We start from the raw sequence: 17,866 nt of genomic DNA, 5'->3' as shown, positions 1-17,866 counted from the left end.
CCCAATCCATTCCGTCGCGAGATTTTGTAGAGTTTGAGGAGAGCCGCGAGGCCCTTCCTCCCTGATCTCTCGTCGACAGTCCCCCCTCCCTCCCCGGGACGTGCGATTATGAAAAGTCCCACGGCCCCGCCCCCCATGGCCGAACACAAGCCCGTCATCGAAAGCAAGTCGAGCGGCGATGCGCGCCCGGCGTGGGAACGGCTGACGCCTCCCTTGCCCGCAGCGCCTCCGACTGTTGCAGGCCGGATCATTCGCTGGACCATCCTACTGGTGATGATCGGCGCCGGGTGGAAGTACTTTCCGGTCTGGTGGCCGTGGGTTCAGGCGCGTCTGCCGGGCCGTGCCGCGGGACCTGGAGCGCCTCCTGCACGAGTCACGCCGGTGATTGTCGCTCCGGTTCTGAAGCGGGACATGGAACTGTACCTGAACGGTCTGGGAACGGTGACGGCGTTGAACACCGTCACGGTGAGGAGCCGGGTCGAAGGGGAGATCGTGAACATCGCCTTCCAGGAAGGGCAGATGGTCGAGCAGGGAGACCTTCTCGCAGAGATTGATCCTCGTCCGTTTGAACGTCAGCGCGACCAGGCGAAAGGGGCGCTGGCCCGCGACCAGGCCTCGCTCGATCTGGCGAAGCTGAATCTCAAGCGACAGGATGAACTGCTCAAATCGAACGCGACCACGCAGGCGCAGTACGACCAGCAGTTTGGAATGGTGGCCCAGGCGGCGGCGGTCGTCGAAACCAATCGGGCTGTGCTCGAGAACGCCGAACTCCAACTGCAGTATTGCCGCATCACCGCTCCGATCAGCGGGCGCGTCGGCCTGAAGCTCGTGGACCGGGGCAATATGGTGCGTGCCAATGATCCGAATGGGATCGTCGTCATTACGCAACTCGAGCCAATCGGTGTGGTGTTCACCATTCCGCAGGACGAGATTCCGAGGGTCCAGAAGAGGATTCGGGACAGCAAGGAACTGCCCGTCGAGGCGTATGATCGCGACTTCCGCACGCAACTGGCGACCGGCAAGCTGCTGGCGATCGACAACCAGGTCGACGCGACGACCGGCACGCTGCGGTTGAAGGCGGAGTTCAAGAACGCCAATGGCGTGTTGTTTCCGAACCAGTTCGTCAATGCCCGGCTGACTGTCGAGACGGTCCGGAACGCTTATGTGGTTCCTTCCGCCGCCGTGCAGCGTGGGCCTGAGGGGCCGTTCGTCTACATCGCCACGGCGGGGAACACGGCCGAACGGCGGCCGGTGGTGACGGGGCCGTCGCAGGGGAACGAGACATCAATCCAGACCGGGCTGTCTCCGGGAGACATGGTCATTACGGACGGCGTCGACAAGCTTCAGCCGACCGAGCCGTGGACGAAGATTTCGTACCGCGGCGCCAAGACGGCGGACGCGAGGCCGGAGGTTGCTCCATCGGGGGCAGGAAACAAGGGAGGAGCGGGCGCGGCCAGACCAGTCGCTGAGAAGGGCAAGGCATGAATCCGTCGCGGGCATTCATCCTGCGACCGGTTGCCACCGTGCTGTTGATGGTGGCGATCACACTGTCGGGCATGGTGGCCTATCAGGAACTGCCGGTTTCGGCGCTGCCGCAGGTCGACTATCCGACCATGCAGGTCATCACGCTTTATCCCGGTGCGGGACCTGAGGTGATGACGTCCTCGGTGACGGCCCCTCTGGAGCGGCAGTTCGGCCAGATTCCGGGGCTGGCGCAGATGACCTCCAGCAGTTCGGAGGGATGTTCGGTCATCACGCTGAGGTTCAACCTCGAGTTGAACATCGATGTGGCGGCGCAGCAGGTGCAGGCGGCGATCAACGTCGCCAGCAACTTCCTGCCGCAGGATCTTCCGAATCCGCCGATCTATACAAAGACGAATCCCGCCGATTCACCGATCCTGACGCTGGCGCTCACCTCGAGTTCGCTGCGTCTGCCGGAGGTCCAGGACTTGGCGGACACGCGCCTGGCCCAGAAGATTTCGCAGCTGAGCGGCGTGGGGCTGGTGAGCATCAGCGGCGGTCAGAAGCCGGCCATCCGCGTGCAGGCCAATCCGGTCGCACTGTCGGCCCTGCGCATGACGCTGGAGGACGTCCGGCTCGCGCTGGCGGCGGCGAATGTGAACCAGGCGAAGGGGAGCGTCGACGGCGAACGGCAGGCGGTGATCATCGGCGCGAACGACCAGATGCTCACCAGCAAGCAGTATCGCGACCTGGTGATCGCATATCGCAACGGGGCTCCAGTCAAACTTTCGGAAGTTGCGGACGTCATTGACGATGCCGAAAACGTGCGGCAGGCCGCGTGGATGAACGACACGCCGGCCGTCGTGGTGAACATCCAGCGGCAGCCGGGCGCGAACATCATTGAAGTGGTCGATCGCGTGAAGGCGCTGTTGCCGCAGCTGCGCGAAGCGATGCCGGCGTCGGTGAAGATCCACGTGCTGACCGACCGGACGACGACAATCCGTGCATCGGTGCATGACGTTCAGCGCGAACTGATGACGACCATCGGGCTGGTCGTGCTGGTGATGTTCCTGTTCCTGCGGAACATGCGGGCGACGATCATTCCCAGCGTGGCCGTGCCGCTGTCGCTGGTCGGCACGTTCGGGGTGATGTACCTGCTGGGTTACAGCCTGAACAACCTGACGCTGATGGCGCTGACGATCTCGACCGGCTTCGTGGTGGACGACGCCATCGTGATGAGCGAGAACATCATGCGCTATCTCGAAGAGGGGGATAAGCCGCTGACGGCCGCCCTCAAGGGATCGCAGGAGATCGCGTTTACGATCGTCTCGCTCAGCGTTTCGCTGATCGCGGTGCTGATCCCGCTGCTGTTCATGGGCGACATCGTGGGGCGCCTGTTCCGCGAGTTCGCCGTGACGCTGAGCGTCACCATCCTGGTTTCAGCGGTGGTGTCGCTGACGCTGACGCCGATGATGTGCGCCCGGCTGCTCAAGCACGTTCATCCGGATGACCACGGCTGGCTGTACCGGGCTTCGGAATGGGGCTTCGACCAGACGATCACCCTGTATGGGAAGACGCTGGGGGTCGTGCTGCGGAACCAGGGGCTGACGATGGTGGTGGCCGTCGCCACAGTCGTGGCCACGGTGTACCTGTACCTGCTTGTCCCCAAAGGCTTCTTCCCGGTGCAGGACACCGGCGTGATTCTTGGGATCTCCGAGGCGCCGCAGGACTGCTCGTTCGGGGTGATGGCGGAGCGTCAGCTGGCGCTGAACAAGGTCATTCTGAAGGATCCCGCGGTCGAGAGCCTGTCGAGCTTCATCGGGATCGACGGCACGAACGTGACGCTCAACAGCGGCCGTATCCAGATCAACCTGAAGCCTCTCGATGAGCGGGATGCGAACGCGGTGGAAGTGATCCGCCGCCTGCAGCCGAAGCTCGCGGACGTATCGGGGATCACGCTGTTCATGCAGCCCGTGCAGGACCTGACCGTGGAGACTCGGGTCAGCCGCACGCAATACCAGTACAGCCTCGAAGATCCGAACGCGGAGGAACTGGCGGAGTGGACTCCGAAGTTCGTGGCCAAGCTGCAATCGCTTCCGCAGCTTCGCGACGTCGCAAGCGATCAGCTCAATTCGGGGCTGGAAGCACACGTCGTCATTGATCGCGACACCGCGGCCCGCCTGGGGGTCACGCCGCGGCAGATCGATGATGCCCTGTACGACGCCTACGGGCAGCGGCAGGTGTCGATCATGTTCACACAGCTCAACCAGTACCGCGTCGTGCTGGAAGTGAAGCCGGAGTTCCGCGACGACCTGAAGGATCTCAACGAGGTGTATGTGAGGTCGGCTTCCGGGGGGATGACCCCTTTGAACTCGCTCACTTCTCTGCAGGAGAAGACAGCTCCGCTGATTATCAACCACCAGGGGCAGTTCCCAGTGGCGACCGTCTCGTTCAATGTCGGGCCCGGTGTTTCCCTGGGGGACGCCGTGACGGCGATCGACCAGGCGAAACAGGAACTCGATATGCCGCCGAGCATCGCGGGCGCCTTCCAGGGAACGGCCGCGGCTTTTCAGGCGTCGCTGACGAACACGCCGCTGCTCATTCTCGCGGCGCTGGTGACGGTGTATATCGTTCTTGGCGTTCTTTACGAGAGTTACATCCACCCGATCACGATCCTGTCGACATTGCCGTCGGCCGGCGTGGGGGCGCTGGTGGCGCTGATGATCTGCGGAATCGATCTGAGCGTGATCGGGCTGATCGGCATCATCCTGCTCATCGGCATCGTCAAGAAGAACGCGATCATGATGATCGACTTCGCGCTTGAAGCGCAGCGCAAGGAAGGGAAGTCTCCGGACGAGGCGATCTTCCAGGCGTGCCTGCTCCGTTTTCGCCCGATCATGATGACGACGATGGCCGCGCTCCTGGGCGGCGTGCCGCTGGCGTTTGGAACGGGAGTGGGCTCGGAGCTGCGCCGGCCGCTGGGCATCACGATCATTGGCGGACTGATTTTCAGCCAGATCCTCACGCTGTATACGACGCCGGTGATCTACCTGTGGTTCGAGCGGTGGGCGAGGCGGCTGGGATTCAGCACGCAGACGGACCTGGCGGCCGATGAGGAACTCGTGGAAGCCGAGGAGCAGGGATGACGCTCTCCGGCCCCTTCATCCGCAGGCCCGTCGCGACGACACTGTTGACGATCGCGATGACGCTGCTGGGAGTACTGGGCTACTTCATGCTGCCGGTGTCGCCGATGCCGGAGATCGAGTTTCCGTCGATCCAGGTGAGTGCGTCGCTGCCGGGGGCAAATCCCGAAACGATGGCGACTGCGGTGGCGACGCCCCTCGAACGCCAGTTCGGGCGGATCGCCGGGGTGACGGAGATGACGTCGAGCAGTTCGCTCGGCAATACGTCGATCACGCTGCAGTTCGATTTCAGCCGGAACATTGACGCCGCGGCCCGCGACGTCCAGGCGGCGATCAATGCGGCGCGCAGCCAGCTTCCGGCGAACCTGCCGAACAACCCGTCGTACCAGAAGGTCAATCCGGCCGATTCGCCGATCATGATCTTCGCCCTGACGTCGGACACCTACACGAAGCTGCAGATGTACGACATCGCGTCGTCGATCCTGCAGCAGAAGATCGCGCAGGTGCAGGGCGTGGGGCAGGTGACGATTGGCGGAGGGTCGAATCCGGCCGTCCGGGTCGACGTCAATCCGACGATCCTCAATGCGCTGGGGCTGAGCCTTGCCGACGTGCGGGCGACACTGACGGCGGCGAACGCGAACCGGCCGAAGGGGTCGATCACGTCGTCGACGCGGACGTGGTCGATCACGGCGAGCGATCAGCTGTTCAAGGCGGAAGAGTATGAGAACCTGGTCATCACGTTCCGCAACGGGGCCCCGATCCGCATCCGCGACGTCGCGAAGGTGACGGACTCGATCGAGGACGTCCGGTCGTTCGGAATCGCGAACGGCAGGCCGGCGGTGAGCATCATCGTGTACCGGCAGCCGGGCGAGAACATCATCGCCACGGTGGACCGGCTGCGGGAGACCCTGCCGCAGCTCCGTACGCAGATTCCCGCGGGAATCGACATGGACGTAACGATGGACCGGACGATGACGATTCGGGCCTCGCTGCACGACGTGCAGTTCACGCTCGTGCTTTCGGTCGTGCTGGTGATTCTCGTGGTGTTCGCGTTCCTGCGCGATGTCCGCGCCACGCTGATTCCAAGCATTGCCGTGCCAGTCTCGCTGGTGACGACCTTCGGGGTGATGTACCTGTTCGGTTACACGCTGGACAACCTGTCACTGATGGCGCTGACGATCGCCACGGGCTTCGTCGTCGACGACGCGGTGGTCGTGATCGAGAACGTCAGCCGGTATCTCGAGCAGGGAATGTCTCCGCGGAAAGCGGCACTGATCGGCGCACGAGAGATCGGCTTCACGGTTCTTTCGATCAGTATTTCGCTGGTGGCGGTTTTCATACCGATTCTGCTGATGCGCGGCCTGGTGGGCCTGCTATTCCGCGAGTTCGCCGTCACGCTTTCGGCGGCGATCGTGATCTCGCTGATCGTTTCACTGACGACGACGCCGATGCTATGCGCGTTGTTCCTGAAGCCGCACGACCCCCAGAAGAAGCATGGCCGGACGTTCCAGCTGAGCGAGAAGTTCTACGACTGGGTGCTGGGGTGGTATTCGCGGTCGCTGATCGTCGTGCTGCGTCATCAGTGGGCGACAATGGTGGTGATGGTCGGGACCGTCGCGCTGACGGTGTACCTGTATGCGATCGTGCCCAAAGGGTTCTTCCCGCAACAGGACACCGGTCGAATCATGGCGAGCGTGATGGCCGACCAGAGCATTTCGTTCAATGCGATGACGACGCTCGTCCAGCAGTATGCCGCGGTGGTGGCTGCTGACCCGGACGTCGCTTCCGTGGTGGCCTTTGCGGGCGGCGGGCGGGGCGGCGCGACGAACTCGGCGCGGATGTTTGCGACGCTCGTTCCGCAGTCGGAACGCCAGCTGAATTCGGACGGGGTCATCGGCCGGATCCGGGCCAAGGCGGGCAAGATCCCGGGTGGAACGCTGTTGATGCAGGTGTCGCAGGACCTGCGGTTCGGCGGTCGTGGAAGCAGCGCGCAGTTCCAGTACACGATCCGGGGAAACAGCCTGCAGGAACTCAACGAGTGGACTCCGAAGCTGCTCACGGAGTTCAAGAAGATTCCGGGAATCGCGGACGTGAATACGGACGCTCAGAGCAAGGGGCTGCAGACGCGGCTGGAAGTCGATCGTGAAACGGCGGCCCGCCTGGGTATCGATTTCGCGACGATCGACAACACGCTGTACGACGCGTTCGGGCAGCGGCAGGTGTCGACGATGTACCTGCCGCTGAACCAGTACCGCGTCGTGATGGAAGTGGATGACGCGTATGCCGAAGGACCGGAGTCGATCAGGCACATCTACGTAAAGACGAGCAACGGCAGCCTCGTGCCTCTGAGCGACCTGTACCAGCCACGGATGACGAACGCCTCGCTGTCGGTGGCCCACTCGGGGCAGTTTCCCTCCAGCACGATCTCGTTCAACCTGCTTCATGGAACGTCGCTGGGGGACATTGTTCCCAAGGTGGAAGACCTGGTGAACAACCTGGGAATGCCGGAGAGCATCCAGGGACAGTTCGCGGGGACGGCGCAGGCGTTCCAGCATTCGCTCAGCAACCAGCCGCTGCTGATCCTGGCAGCGCTGGTGACCGTCTACATCGTGCTGGGAATGCTCTATGAGAGTTACATCCATCCCTTGACGATTCTCTCGACGCTGCCATCCGCAGGCGTCGGGGCGATCTTGGCTCTGATGCTGTGCGGCATGGATCTCAACGTCATCGGGATGATCGGCATCCTGCTGCTGATCGGGATCGTTAAGAAGAACGCCATCCTGATGATCGACTTCGCGCTCGACGCCGAGCGCAACCGCGGGATGACTCCGCAGGACGCCATCTTCGAAGCGTGCGTGCTCCGCTTTCGACCCATTACCATGACGACCATGGCCGCACTGCTGGGCGGGTTGCCGATGGCGATCGGCATGGGGACCGGGGCCGAGCTGCGTCAGCCGCTGGGGGTCGCGATCGTCGGCGGGCTGATCTTCAGCCAGGCTCTCACGCTGTACACGACGCCCGTCGTGTACCTGTTCCTCGACCGGCTGCGGAAACGGAGTCCGGAGGAAGTCGCCCGGGAGGAGGCGAATCGCTGGGAGCCTGGGATGGTCGGCATGCAGCCGACAGTCGGTTAAGCTGGCTTATGGCTTCTTCAATCGATCTTCGCAGGGAACTGGCGGCCGCGTTCGCGGAGAACCGGCTGGTCAAGCTCGTCCTGGCCCGCAGTGGCGAACAAGGGGTGAAATCGTCCGCGCGGCCTGTTGCGATCAAGGGGGAGCCGCGGCTGCAGTGGGCCGACCGTCGTGGGAAGCAGGAAGTCCATGCGAACCTGACGCTCGACGAGTCGCTGAAGCGGCTGGAACGCGAGTTTCCGTCGCGTTTTCACCAGGTCAACCTGCTCACCACCGACGCAGACTTCGAATTCCGGCTCGGCCATCGCGGGGACATCATCGCGCGTCGCGGGAAGGCATCCAGCCGGCAGCCGGTGAATGTCGCACATGACTCCGCCAAGCAGTACCTGATCCCTGAAGGCCAGCCGTGCGCCTTTCTGGAAGCGGTGGGGGTGATGACCGCGGACGGGCGGGTGCGGGCCGCGATGCAGCACAAGTTCCGGCAGATCAACCGGTTCCTGGAGTTCGTGAATGACGTGTACCGCGACCTGCCGGCGGACGGGGTGATTCGCGTTGTCGACTTTGGCTGCGGCAAGAGCTACCTCACACTGGCGATCCACCACCTGCTGGCGGTGATCCACGGGCGGGAGGTCGACATCACGGGAATCGACCGGACGGCTGACGTGGTGGCGACCTGCCGTGGCGTGGCCGAGCGACTCGAACTGGAGGGGCTGGCGTTTGAAGTGGGGGAGATCGGAAGTGCCGCGATCGCCCCGCCGGTGCATCTGGCCGTCGCGCTGCACGCATGTGATACGGCGACAGACGCCGCGCTCGCGAAGGCCGTGGAATGGCAGGCGAACGTAATTCTTGCCGCACCGTGCTGCCAGCATGAAGTCGCGAGTCAGATGAACGCGCCCGCGCTGGAACTCCTGCAGACGCATGGCATCCTGAAGGAGCGGTTCGCGGCTCTGGCGACCGATGCGCTGCGGGCGGCGGCGCTGGAATCGGCCGGCTACCGAACGCAGGTGATCGAATTCATCGATCTCGACCACACACCGAAAAACCTGCTGATCCGCGCGGTCCGTCGGGAACGGCCGGAACCGGAAGCCCGGTCGCGGTGGTCGAACCGGCTCCGGGAACTCCAGGCGCTGCTGGGAATTCCGACGACGGCGGTCGAGGCGATCGGCCGGGCGAGCGGGGGTGAATCGCGGGAGTCCGAGAACACGCGTTGACCGGTTTTCTCCGGCAGCCGTACAGTTTCGGCATGGCTTCCGCTGCAGATCACCGCTCAGGAGAAGTGCCCGACTGGCTACAGGCCCGGTCTGCGTGGGTGCTTGCCCCGAGCTGGTTTCTTTCGGGCGTGATGCATCTTGCAGCTGCGTGGATCCTGTGGCAGCTCGCGCAGTCGCCCGGGTGCCAGGCCCGCCGTGGTGAACAGGTCTCCGAAGGGCGGGAGGTCGGCATCGTCGTTCGTGAACGTGGTCCGGAAGATCCGCGAGAGGTCGGAGCGAGTCCGCCCGCGGCCGAGGCGAATCCCTCGGCGAGCACGGACGAAACCCGTGTGGAAGCCGCGGTGGCTCCGACAATCTCGCCGGAGATTCCGCTGTCGCTGCCGTCGGTCGAGGCGCCGGGGGTCATCGGACTGGGGCCGATGCCTGCATTTGCCGCCCAGGCGGCGCGGGGCGCTGGCGGGCCGGTCGTCCAGAACACAGGCCTTGGCGGTCGTGGCGAATTCGGATCAGGCCAGGGAAGCAGGAACGGGGCTGGGAACGGCAACGGAACGACGATGTATGGCGTCACCGCGAAGGGGCGCAGGTTCGTCTATGTGATTGACCGCTCGTCGAGCATGACAGACGTGCTTCGGAGCGCGAAGAACGAACTGATGGCGAGCCTGAGGCGGCTCGATGAGTCGCAGGAGTTCCAGGTGATCTTTTTCAACAACTCTCCTCACGAACTCAAGAAGAACCGGTTCGTGCTGTTCAACGGGTCGGAATCAGACCGTCAGCTTGTGGAGGACCAGCTCTCCGGGATCTCCGCGTCCGGGGGGACGAATCGTGTGCTGGCTCTCGAGACGGCGCTGGAGTTGCGGCCGGATGTGATCTACTTCCTGACCGACTCAGAGGATGAGATGACGGCGGCGCAGAGGGAGGGAATCCGGAAGCGATTGCGCGGGGCGCAGATCAACTGCATCGAATTTGGATCGGGCAGGCCGGTGACGGGGCCGGATGGAAAACAGGCACCGAACTTTCTGCACAAGCTGGCGAAGGAATCCGGTGGGGGCTACGCCTATTTCGATATCACGGGCGGCGCGAGTCGTTAAAGTCCCGATCAGAGTCGCGCCTGACGGGGCGGGCCGGTGATTTCGACGACGTCGTACGGAGGGGCTTTCGGATGGATGCGGGACAAGGCTGGCGACACGTTTTCAAATCGTGGCCTGCGGGCTATCCGAAGAGCGGGCTGCTGATCACGACGTTCCAGGAGACGATTCCGTTCTGCAACTTCCTGCTGTCAGAGCAGATCCTGCTCCTGGAACGGGACAAGCCGGACGCCCAGGGGGCCCGGAAAGCGATGGTCGCCTTCTCGGCAATCGCCGGTCTGAAGTTGCTGGACGTGTTCGAACTTTCGAAGTTCCAGGCGTTCGGATTCGAGCCTCCGGGGAAGTAAGATCGGTGTTGAGAATGCCGCCGCTTGCGTTCGTTGAACGGGCGGCTTAACGTCCCGCGCAGGTGAGTTCTCGCCTGTTACCCGTCCCACTGCGTCGTTCAGCGTTCCATGTCCGTCCGAGGCCTTCGCGGCGCGATCAGCGTCACTGAAAACACGTCCGAGCAGATCGTCGCCGCCACGCGCGAACTGCTCACGGAGCTGCTGCGCGCGAACGGCATCACGGTGTTCGACGACGTCATTTCGGCGATCTTCACGACGACGCCCGACCTGACGGCCGCGTTTCCGGCCGAGGCGGCCCGTCATCTGGGAATGAGCCAGGTGCCGCTGCTGTGTGCGTCGGAGATCGCCGTTCCGCATGGGATGCCGCAGATCATTCGCATCCTGCTGCACATCAACACCGAGCGCAGCCAGAAGGAAGTGGTCCACGTCTACCTGGGCGAAGCGAAGAAGCTGCGTCCGGACGTGTGCAGCGCTCAATAGAAGCGACCAGGCGTCGCCTCTTCCATCGCTTTCATCGCAACGCGGGGATGGGGATGCGGAGGACGCGTTGACCTGGAGTTTGCGTTTCGCAGCTTGTGTTACGCCAGACGTTTCTTCCATTCGGCGAGCTGCTCTTTGACGCGTTCCCGGCTGCCGGAGCCGTAGCTGACGAGAGCGGCGGCGGCGTTGGCCGATCCCAGCACGCTTGAAACCGATTCATCGATGAGCGGCGCGGCGGTCGCGGGGACCAGGGACCGAATCTCGGCGAGTGTCAGGTCTTTCAGGCGGCATTTCCGTTGCTCGCATTCGGCGACGAGCTTGCCGACGACTTCGTGTCCGGTCCGCATGGGAACGCCACGCTTGATGAGGTATTCCATCAGCGCAGTCGCGTCGAGGAATCCGTCATCGATCCGCGAGGCGATGACGTCGCGGCGGAGTTCCGCGCCGGCGATAATCTGGGGAGCCACTTCGAGACAGGCGACGATTGTGTCATAGGCATCGAACATCGCCCGCTTGTCGTCCTGCAGGTCGCGGTTATAGGCCATGGGAAGGCCTTTGATCAGGACGAGCAGCGTCTGGGCCGCGCCGATCACGCGCGACGACTTCCCGCGAATCAGCTCCAGGACGTCCGGGTTTTTCTTCTGCGGCATGATCGACGAACCGGTCGTGAAGGCATCTGGCAGCCGCAGGAAGCCGAACTCGGTCGTGTTCCAGAGAATCCATTCTTCGGCCCAGGTGCTGAGGTGGGCCGCGACGAGGGCGAGAGTGCTGGTGAACTCGACGAGGTAATCGCGATCGCTGGAGACATCGAGGCTGTTGGCGGCCGGGGCGCTGAAGCCCAGCAGTTCCGCCGTGCGATGACGGTTGATCGGGAGTGACGAGCCAGCGAGGGCGGCAGCGCCGAGCGGTGAGAGATTCACACGTTTGCGGCAATCGGCGAGGCGCTCGCGGTCACGCTGGAACTTCTCGACGTAAGCCAGCCAGTAGTGCGGCGCCGCGACGGGCTGGGCGCGCTGCAGGTGCGTGTAGCCAGGGACGATGATGTCGAGATCGGCATCGCCGCGGCCAACGAAGGCTTTCTGCACCGCTTCCAGCAACTGGTCGATGTGGTCGATGGCGTCGCGGGTGTAAAGCTTGAGGTCGGTGGAGACCTGGTCGTTGCGGCTGCGGCCGGTGTGGAGCTTGCGGCCGACGTCGCCGAGGCGGCGGATCAGTTCGCTTTCGATGTGGAGGTGGATGTCTTCGAGCTCGGAGGAGAACTTCATCTCCCCCTTGCGGATCATCTCGCCGATCGAGTCGAGCGCGGCGGCGATGGATTTTGATTCGTCGGCGGAGATCAGCCCGGTTTCCGAGAGCATCTGCGCGTGGGCTTTCGAGCCGCGGATATCGACCTCGGCCAGACGGGCATCGAAGCTGATCGATTCGGTGAAAGCTTCGACGAGCTTGTCAGTGGGCTGAGAGAAGCGGCCAGACCAGGCTTTGGACATTGAAATGCGGCGTTCGAATCAAACACGGGACGAGGACTTCGCACAATTTAACCGGCCAGGTCGCGGTCCGCTCCCCATCGGAGTTCTGGACGCGGGCGAGGGCCTGAATCGGCGACTTGAGGGTCGGGCACTCTTGACGGGACGGGCTCCATGGGGGGGGCCGATTGTGCGGGGGGATGATTTCGCGTTGCTTTTTTGCAACACGCCTGCAGAACCGACGATTGAGGCAACTGTTGCGTCGATTGCGGGTGTTGCTTTTTGACATCGGTCCCCCGTCTCCTTTAGCGTGGCTCCTGACTCAATCAGCAGGCAAGCTCGTAGAAGGAATGTCATGGCCCGCCCCATCCGCATCATGTTCAACCGCCCTGGACGGCGTCTTGCCTGTGCCGGAGCTCTGCTGGTCGCCGCGGTCGCCCACGTGACGGCGGGTGAAACGACGCCCAGGAACACGGTGTTCAAGTCGGATGCGGGGGAAGCCTGGACGGTCTCGATCAAGCCGGCGGCCCGAACGGCCAAAGCCGAGCCCCGGACGTTGCCAGTGCCCTCGCCGATGGACGTGACCCCGGCCGTCGCGCTGGTCCAGGCGACCGAGCCGGCCGAGCCTCCTGCCGAATTGCCTCCGATTCCACAGATTCAAGAGCCGGCGTCCGGCGTCCGCAGCGCTCACGGCGTGACTGTTTCTCCGGATGCTCGATCTTCGGTCGAACAACTGGGGCTGCGTTACGCGGAGGCCTACCGTGCGATTCCCTTCAACCGGGCGGAATACGACGCCAACCCGAGCTATCGTCACGAGGCGGCGATGGAATTGGTGTTCGGGCAGATGCGTCCGACAACGATCGTGAAGCAGATGCCGGCTCCGGCGCCTGAACAACCGGCGGAATCGCCGTATCGCCCTTACCTGCCGTCGTATAGCGACGTCTGGCCGCACCAGGTGTGGCCGCTTCGCAATCCGGTCTTCGATCCGCCGATCGCGCCGAACGGGTGTTACTGGCCGGCGTTTTGAGCGAGGTGTGGACCGGGCCAGCACTGCGGCAGAGAGATGTGGTTCGCACTCGGCCGGCCCACTTCAGGAGGGGCTTCGCGGTCGTGGAGAGGCCGGAGGTGTCGACTGGATTGAACGCCCCGCCCGCTCATCGTTGCGTGTTTGCGGTTGATGCGTGAAGCTCGCGGGAGTTCATTCTCGTGGGACGCTCACTGCCATGGATGTTGCGCCGTTGCTTTTGTCTGCCGACCCGGCTCATGAGGCGGAAGCGGAGGAGACGCTTCGGTCGGCCGGATTCCTGAGCATTCCCGAAGCGCGGGCCCGCTTCCGGGGTCTTGCCCGAACGGATGCGGAACGGGAACTCTTTGCACGGGCATTGCCGGGGATCGTCCACGCGCTGGCCGACGGCGCTGTGCCGGATACGTCGCTCATCAACCTTGAGCGATTCGTTCAGGCCGCCCAGGACAGCGAAGGTCTGTTCCGCTACCTGGCGGAGAATCCTCGGGCGGTGGAGATCCTGTTCCGGTTGTTTGTCGGCAGCCAGTTCCTCACAGAGATTCTGCTGAGGAATCCGCACTACCTGGAACGGCTGACGCAGCACAAGCGCCTGGCCGACTTCAAGAGCCGCACCCAGTTCGTCGATGAGGAACAGGAAGCGATTGCACCGACGAGCACGTTCCGGGACCGCCTCGATGAGCTGCGCCGGTACCAGCAGTGGGAACTGCTGCGACTGGCGGCGTGTGACACGTTCGGCCTGATGGATCTGAAAAGCGCCACGCTGCAGCTGGCGCTGCTGGCCGACAGCCTCGTGCAGTCGTCGCTCGACATCGCGGCCGCGGAGCTGAAGCTGCAGGCTGACGACTTTTCCGTGCTGGCGTTCGGCAAGCTGGGAGGCGAGGAGCTGAACTACAGTTCGGACATCGACCTGGTGTTTGTCTGCCAGGGAGGGGCCGATCGTTACTGGGGACTGGGCCAGAAGCTGATCAACGCGATCAGCGAGCCGACTTCGGCCGGGTTTCTGTACCGCGTCGACATGCGCCTGCGGCCGTGGGGGAGTTCGGGCCCGCTGGTGTCGACGAGCGATGCATATGTCGACTACCTGAAGAAGCACGGCCGGTTGTGGGAAAAGCAGGCGTTGCTCAAGGCGCGTGTCATCGCGGGGAATCACGCGGTCGGAAACGCGACGCTGAAACGTCTCGAGCCATTCATCTTCGAGATCGATGCGGAAGCGGCGCGGGCCAACGTGGCCGACATGAAACAGAAGATCGAGCAGCACCTTGCGAAACGGGGCAAGGCGTGGGGCGAGGTGAAAGGGGGGCAGGGGAGCATCCGCGACGTCGAGTTCGTGGTGCAGTACCTGCAGCTCGCGAACGGCCATGCGATGCCAGAGGTCCGGAGCTTCAACACGCTGGACGCCCTGGTGCGGCTCGCGGAGTTCGACCTGCTGCGAGCGGATGAATTCCGGCAGCTGAGCAGCGGCTACGTGTTCCTGCGAACGATCGAGCATTCACTCCAGCTGATGCACAACAAGCAGGAGCATTCACTTCCGGAATCGCCCCGCGAGCTGGCCTACCTGGCCCGCCGTCTCGACTATCCGAATGCGGACGTTTTCCTGTCGCACTACACGCAGCACTGCCGCGCGATTCGCGCGATTTACGAGAAATACATCCTGCGTGGCGAAGTGGCGTCGACGCCGATCGTGCTTCTGCAACGAACAGTCGACACGCATTTCGGGCTGGCGGCGGCCGGTTACCGGGAAATCTTCAACGACGAGCAGGCCGAGCGGCATCTTGACATGCTCGACCATCTCGACGACCAGAAGATGATGCACCTCGAGGCCCGGCCATCGCGGGATGGCGCGTGGGAACTCACAGTCGTCGGCTATGACGTGCTGGGCAACCTGTCGCTGATGTGCGGGCTGCTGTTTGTGTGGGGCTGGAACATCGAATCGGGATGGGTGTTCACCGGGGCCGAGGTGTTCGAGCCGAAGCGTGACGGGGGTGAACGGCGTGCCGACGAACGACGGCGGAAGTACGTCAACGTGTTTACGGTCCGTCCCGTCAAATCGCCTGTTCCCGACGACGCCTGGACGAAGTATTCGGCCGACCTCAATGAGCTGCTGCGGCTGGCGCTTCAGGGAAAGCTGGACGAGGCGCAGGGGAAGCTGGCCAAGCGCGTGGCTCGCGCGCTGCGGGACCGGGTGATCGGGCCGCGTTCATCGACGACGTTGCTGCCGGTGGAAATCGATATCGACAACGAAGCCGATCCGGAGTGCACCGTGATGCACATCGAGGCAGAGGACACGATCGGCTTCCTGTACGAGCTGACCAACTCGCTGTCGGTGAGCGGGGTGTCGATTCATCGCGTGCGCATCCAATCGAACCGGGAGCAGGCGCTCGACACGCTGGCTGTTGTCGGACAGGACGGCAAGAAGATCACCGACCCGCTGAGGCTCAGTGAGCTGCGGGCCGCGGTCGTGCTGACGAAGCATTTCACACACCTGTTGCCCCAGTCACCGAATCCGGAATCGGCGCTGGTGCAGTTCCGGCAGTTCCTCGAGCATCTGTTCCAGCAGCCGAACTGGCTCGAGCAACTCGCTTCGCTGCAGCAGACGGAAGTTCTCGCGGCGCTGGCGCAGCTGCTGGGGGTCAGTGAGTTCCTGTGGCACGATTTCCTGCGCCTGCAGCATGAGAACCTGTTCCCGGTGGTGGCGAACGTCGAGGGGCTTCGACAGGCACGGCCGCTTGCCGAACTGAACCGCGAAGTGCAGTCGGAGATGGATGCGGCGAGCGATCTGGCAGGGAAGATCGCCGCTCTGAATGCGTTCAAAGACCGCGAGATGCTGCGCGTCGACATGCGGCACATCCTGAACCTGCAGGACAAGTTCGTCGAGTTTTCGCGCGAGCTGACGGAGGTGGCCGAGGCCGTCGTGACGGCGAATCTGCGCCTGTGCGAGCAGGAGCTGCAGCCGGCTCATGGTTCGCCCGAGTGGCAGCCCGACGGGAAGCCGCTGCCAAGCCGGCTGGCGCTGTGCGCGCTGGGAAAGTTCGGCGGATACGAACTGGGATACGCATCCGACATCGAGTTGATGTTCGTATACGAGGCGGACGGAAGGACGTCGGGGCCGAACGTCATCACCAACGCCGAGTATTACCAGAAGATTGTCGACCTGTTCCGGACGCACATTCACGCCAAGCGCAAGGGGATCTTCGAGGTCGACCTGCGATTGCGTCCGTACGGGAAGGCGGGGAGTCTGGCGGTTTCGCTGGAGACGTTCCGGAAATATTTCTCCAGCGACGGCCCGGCATGGCCCTATGAGCGGCAGGCGCTGGTGAAGCTCCGGCCGGTGTCGGGGGATGGTGCGTTCGGCCGGCAGGTGGTTGAAGTGCGGGACGAGCTGATCTACACAGGTCGGCCGTTCGACGTTGCGGCGATGCGCGGGATGCGCGAGAAGCAGAATCGCCAGCTCGTGCGGGCAGGAACGTTCAACGCCAAGCTGTCGCCGGGGGGACTGGTCGACTGCGAGTACCTGGTGCAGGGGCTGCAGATCACCTATGGCCATCGCGATGAGTCGCTGCGCGCCACGAACACGCGCACGGCGATGAAGGCGCTTCAGAATGCGGGAATTCTGGCCTCGGGGCAGCGGGTGCGGCTGCGGGACGCCTACCGGTTCTGGCGACGGGTGATCGACGGGCTGCGGATGGTCCGCGGAGATGCACGTGACCTGGCCGTCCCGGCGCGCGACACAGAGGAGTTCGAGTTCCTGGCGCGCCGACTGGAGTACGGCGAAGACCTGGCGAAGTTTGAACGGGATCTCGAGCGGAACACGCGGTACGTACTGGAGTTGTCGCAACTGCTCGAAAGCCATGCGGGAACGGGCCGGCGGGCTTCCGGCGGGGATTCGGTGTGACCGTCATCTCCGCTCCTCGTCGGCTGTCGATGCCGGAAAACCAGGTTCGGCGCCGACATCGGGGCAATTCGCCTTGACCCGATTCAGGAAGACCGGAGAATGGGGGCGTCCTGAGGTCGAGCTTTCATGAATCTGGTGTTGTGTCTGGGCCGATCGTCGCGAACGCTGCTGGCGTTTGCGGCCGCATTGACCCTGAGCGCACCGCCGGGGCTCGCCGTGGGAATGGCATCGGCGCCGTCTCAGTCTCCGGTGGTTGCATCGGCAAAGTCCTGCTGCCACGCACAGGGGACGGACCACGAGTCGTGTTCGCCAGATGCAGGTCCTCATGAAGGGGTCCGCTCTGCCTGCTGTCAGCATTCCACGAACGTTCCGGTGCCTGCCAATGGCTCGGGCAAGTCGTGCTGTGGAGGAATGGGGGGCTGTGGTTGCCCCTGTTGTCCTTCGATGATGGCCGCCGCGCTTCCGGTGCGGCTGTTTGAATGGTCGTCGTGTGTGCTCGAACATTCGTGTTTGATGCACTCGGCTGAACTCTCCGGCCGGCGTGATACTCCGCCGACTCCTCCTCCGAACGTCGCCTGATCCACTGCATGTGTTGATCGGTGATTTTCCGGGAGTGCGGGGCGTGCACC

General features: G+C 63.6%; 10 protein-coding genes. 9 read left to right on the top strand and 1 reads right to left on the bottom strand.

The features are described 5' to 3' along the window. Nucleotides 1-108 precede the first annotated feature (108 nt). From Pan44_RS08705 to aroH, 7 genes are all read left to right on the top strand, one after another. Nucleotides 109-1,485, top strand: coding sequence for an MdtA/MuxA family multidrug efflux RND transporter periplasmic adaptor subunit (locus Pan44_RS08705; RefSeq protein ID WP_145029229.1), 1,377 nt, complete (start codon nucleotides 109-111; stop codon nucleotides 1,483-1,485). Beyond that, nucleotides 1,482-4,607, top strand: a complete 3,126-nt coding sequence (locus Pan44_RS08700) for a multidrug efflux RND transporter permease subunit (RefSeq protein WP_145029227.1) — start codon at nucleotides 1,482-1,484, stop codon at nucleotides 4,605-4,607. The genes Pan44_RS08705 and Pan44_RS08700 overlap by 4 nt, the downstream gene beginning before the upstream one ends. Further along, complete coding sequence (locus Pan44_RS08695; protein ID WP_145029225.1) at nucleotides 4,604-7,738, top strand: multidrug efflux RND transporter permease subunit; 3,135 nt, start codon at nucleotides 4,604-4,606, stop codon at nucleotides 7,736-7,738. The genes Pan44_RS08700 and Pan44_RS08695 overlap by 4 nt, the downstream gene beginning before the upstream one ends. Before the next feature lie 8 nt (nucleotides 7,739-7,746). Further along, nucleotides 7,747-8,946 carry a class I SAM-dependent methyltransferase gene (locus tag Pan44_RS08690; RefSeq protein WP_197453954.1) on the top strand — a complete coding sequence of 400 codons (1,200 nt, stop codon included), beginning with the start codon at nucleotides 7,747-7,749 and terminating at the stop codon, nucleotides 8,944-8,946. Between the two features lie 32 nt (nucleotides 8,947-8,978). Then, nucleotides 8,979-10,034, top strand: a complete 1,056-nt coding sequence (locus Pan44_RS08685; RefSeq protein WP_145029223.1) for a VWA domain-containing protein — start codon at nucleotides 8,979-8,981, stop codon at nucleotides 10,032-10,034. A gap of 71 nt (nucleotides 10,035-10,105) precedes the next feature. Further along, complete coding sequence (locus Pan44_RS08680) at nucleotides 10,106-10,378, top strand: hypothetical protein (protein ID WP_145029220.1); 273 nt, start codon at nucleotides 10,106-10,108, stop codon at nucleotides 10,376-10,378. Nucleotides 10,379-10,486: 108 nt separating this feature from the next. Further along, nucleotides 10,487-10,858, top strand: a complete 372-nt coding sequence (gene aroH, locus Pan44_RS08675) for a chorismate mutase (RefSeq protein ID WP_145029218.1) — start codon at nucleotides 10,487-10,489, stop codon at nucleotides 10,856-10,858. Between the two features lie 98 nt (nucleotides 10,859-10,956). Here the strand turns inward: aroH and argH are convergent, their stop codons facing one another. Continuing rightward, nucleotides 10,957-12,345 carry an argininosuccinate lyase gene (gene argH / locus Pan44_RS08670; protein WP_145029216.1) on the bottom strand — a complete coding sequence of 463 codons (1,389 nt, stop codon included), beginning with the start codon at nucleotides 12,343-12,345 and terminating at the stop codon, nucleotides 10,957-10,959. A 331-nt stretch (nucleotides 12,346-12,676) separates the two neighbouring features. Between argH and Pan44_RS08665 the strand changes: the two genes are divergently transcribed. Together Pan44_RS08665 and Pan44_RS08660 are read left to right on the top strand one after the other, a co-directional pair. Next, nucleotides 12,677-13,348, top strand: a complete 672-nt coding sequence (locus Pan44_RS08665) for a hypothetical protein (protein ID WP_145029214.1) — start codon at nucleotides 12,677-12,679, stop codon at nucleotides 13,346-13,348. A 196-nt stretch (nucleotides 13,349-13,544) separates the two neighbouring features. Then, nucleotides 13,545-17,237 (top strand): [protein-PII] uridylyltransferase family protein, encoded by a 3,693-nt coding sequence (locus tag Pan44_RS08660; protein WP_145029212.1) that lies wholly within the window; start codon nucleotides 13,545-13,547, stop codon nucleotides 17,235-17,237. Nucleotides 17,238-17,866 lie beyond the last annotated feature (629 nt).

The organism is Caulifigura coniformis (assembly GCF_007745175.1).
GTDB lineage: Bacteria > Planctomycetota > Planctomycetia > Planctomycetales > Planctomycetaceae > Caulifigura > Caulifigura coniformis.
Note: the sequence above shows the minus strand (reverse complement) of the source record. Positions and strands in the feature narration are given on the sequence as shown.

What these genes read in the sequence shown, in the direction of transcription:
- Pan44_RS08705 (WP_145029229.1), top strand. Translation starts at nt 109, where the DNA reads ATGAAAAGTCCCACGGCCCCGCCCCCCATGGCCGAACACAAGCCCGTC.
- Pan44_RS08700 (WP_145029227.1), top strand. Translation starts at nt 1,482, where the DNA reads ATGAATCCGTCGCGGGCATTCATCCTGCGACCGGTTGCCACCGTGCTG.
- Pan44_RS08695 (WP_145029225.1), top strand. Translation starts at nt 4,604, where the DNA reads ATGACGCTCTCCGGCCCCTTCATCCGCAGGCCCGTCGCGACGACACTG.
- Pan44_RS08690 (WP_197453954.1), top strand. Translation starts at nt 7,747, where the DNA reads ATGGCTTCTTCAATCGATCTTCGCAGGGAACTGGCGGCCGCGTTCGCG.
- Pan44_RS08685 (WP_145029223.1), top strand. Translation starts at nt 8,979, where the DNA reads ATGGCTTCCGCTGCAGATCACCGCTCAGGAGAAGTGCCCGACTGGCTA.
- Pan44_RS08680 (WP_145029220.1), top strand. Translation starts at nt 10,106, where the DNA reads ATGGATGCGGGACAAGGCTGGCGACACGTTTTCAAATCGTGGCCTGCG.
- aroH (WP_145029218.1), top strand. Translation starts at nt 10,487, where the DNA reads ATGTCCGTCCGAGGCCTTCGCGGCGCGATCAGCGTCACTGAAAACACG.
- argH (WP_145029216.1), bottom strand. Translation starts at nt 12,345, where the DNA reads ATGTCCAAAGCCTGGTCTGGCCGCTTCTCTCAGCCCACTGACAAGCTC.
- Pan44_RS08665 (WP_145029214.1), top strand. Translation starts at nt 12,677, where the DNA reads ATGGCCCGCCCCATCCGCATCATGTTCAACCGCCCTGGACGGCGTCTT.
- Pan44_RS08660 (WP_145029212.1), top strand. Translation starts at nt 13,545, where the DNA reads ATGGATGTTGCGCCGTTGCTTTTGTCTGCCGACCCGGCTCATGAGGCG.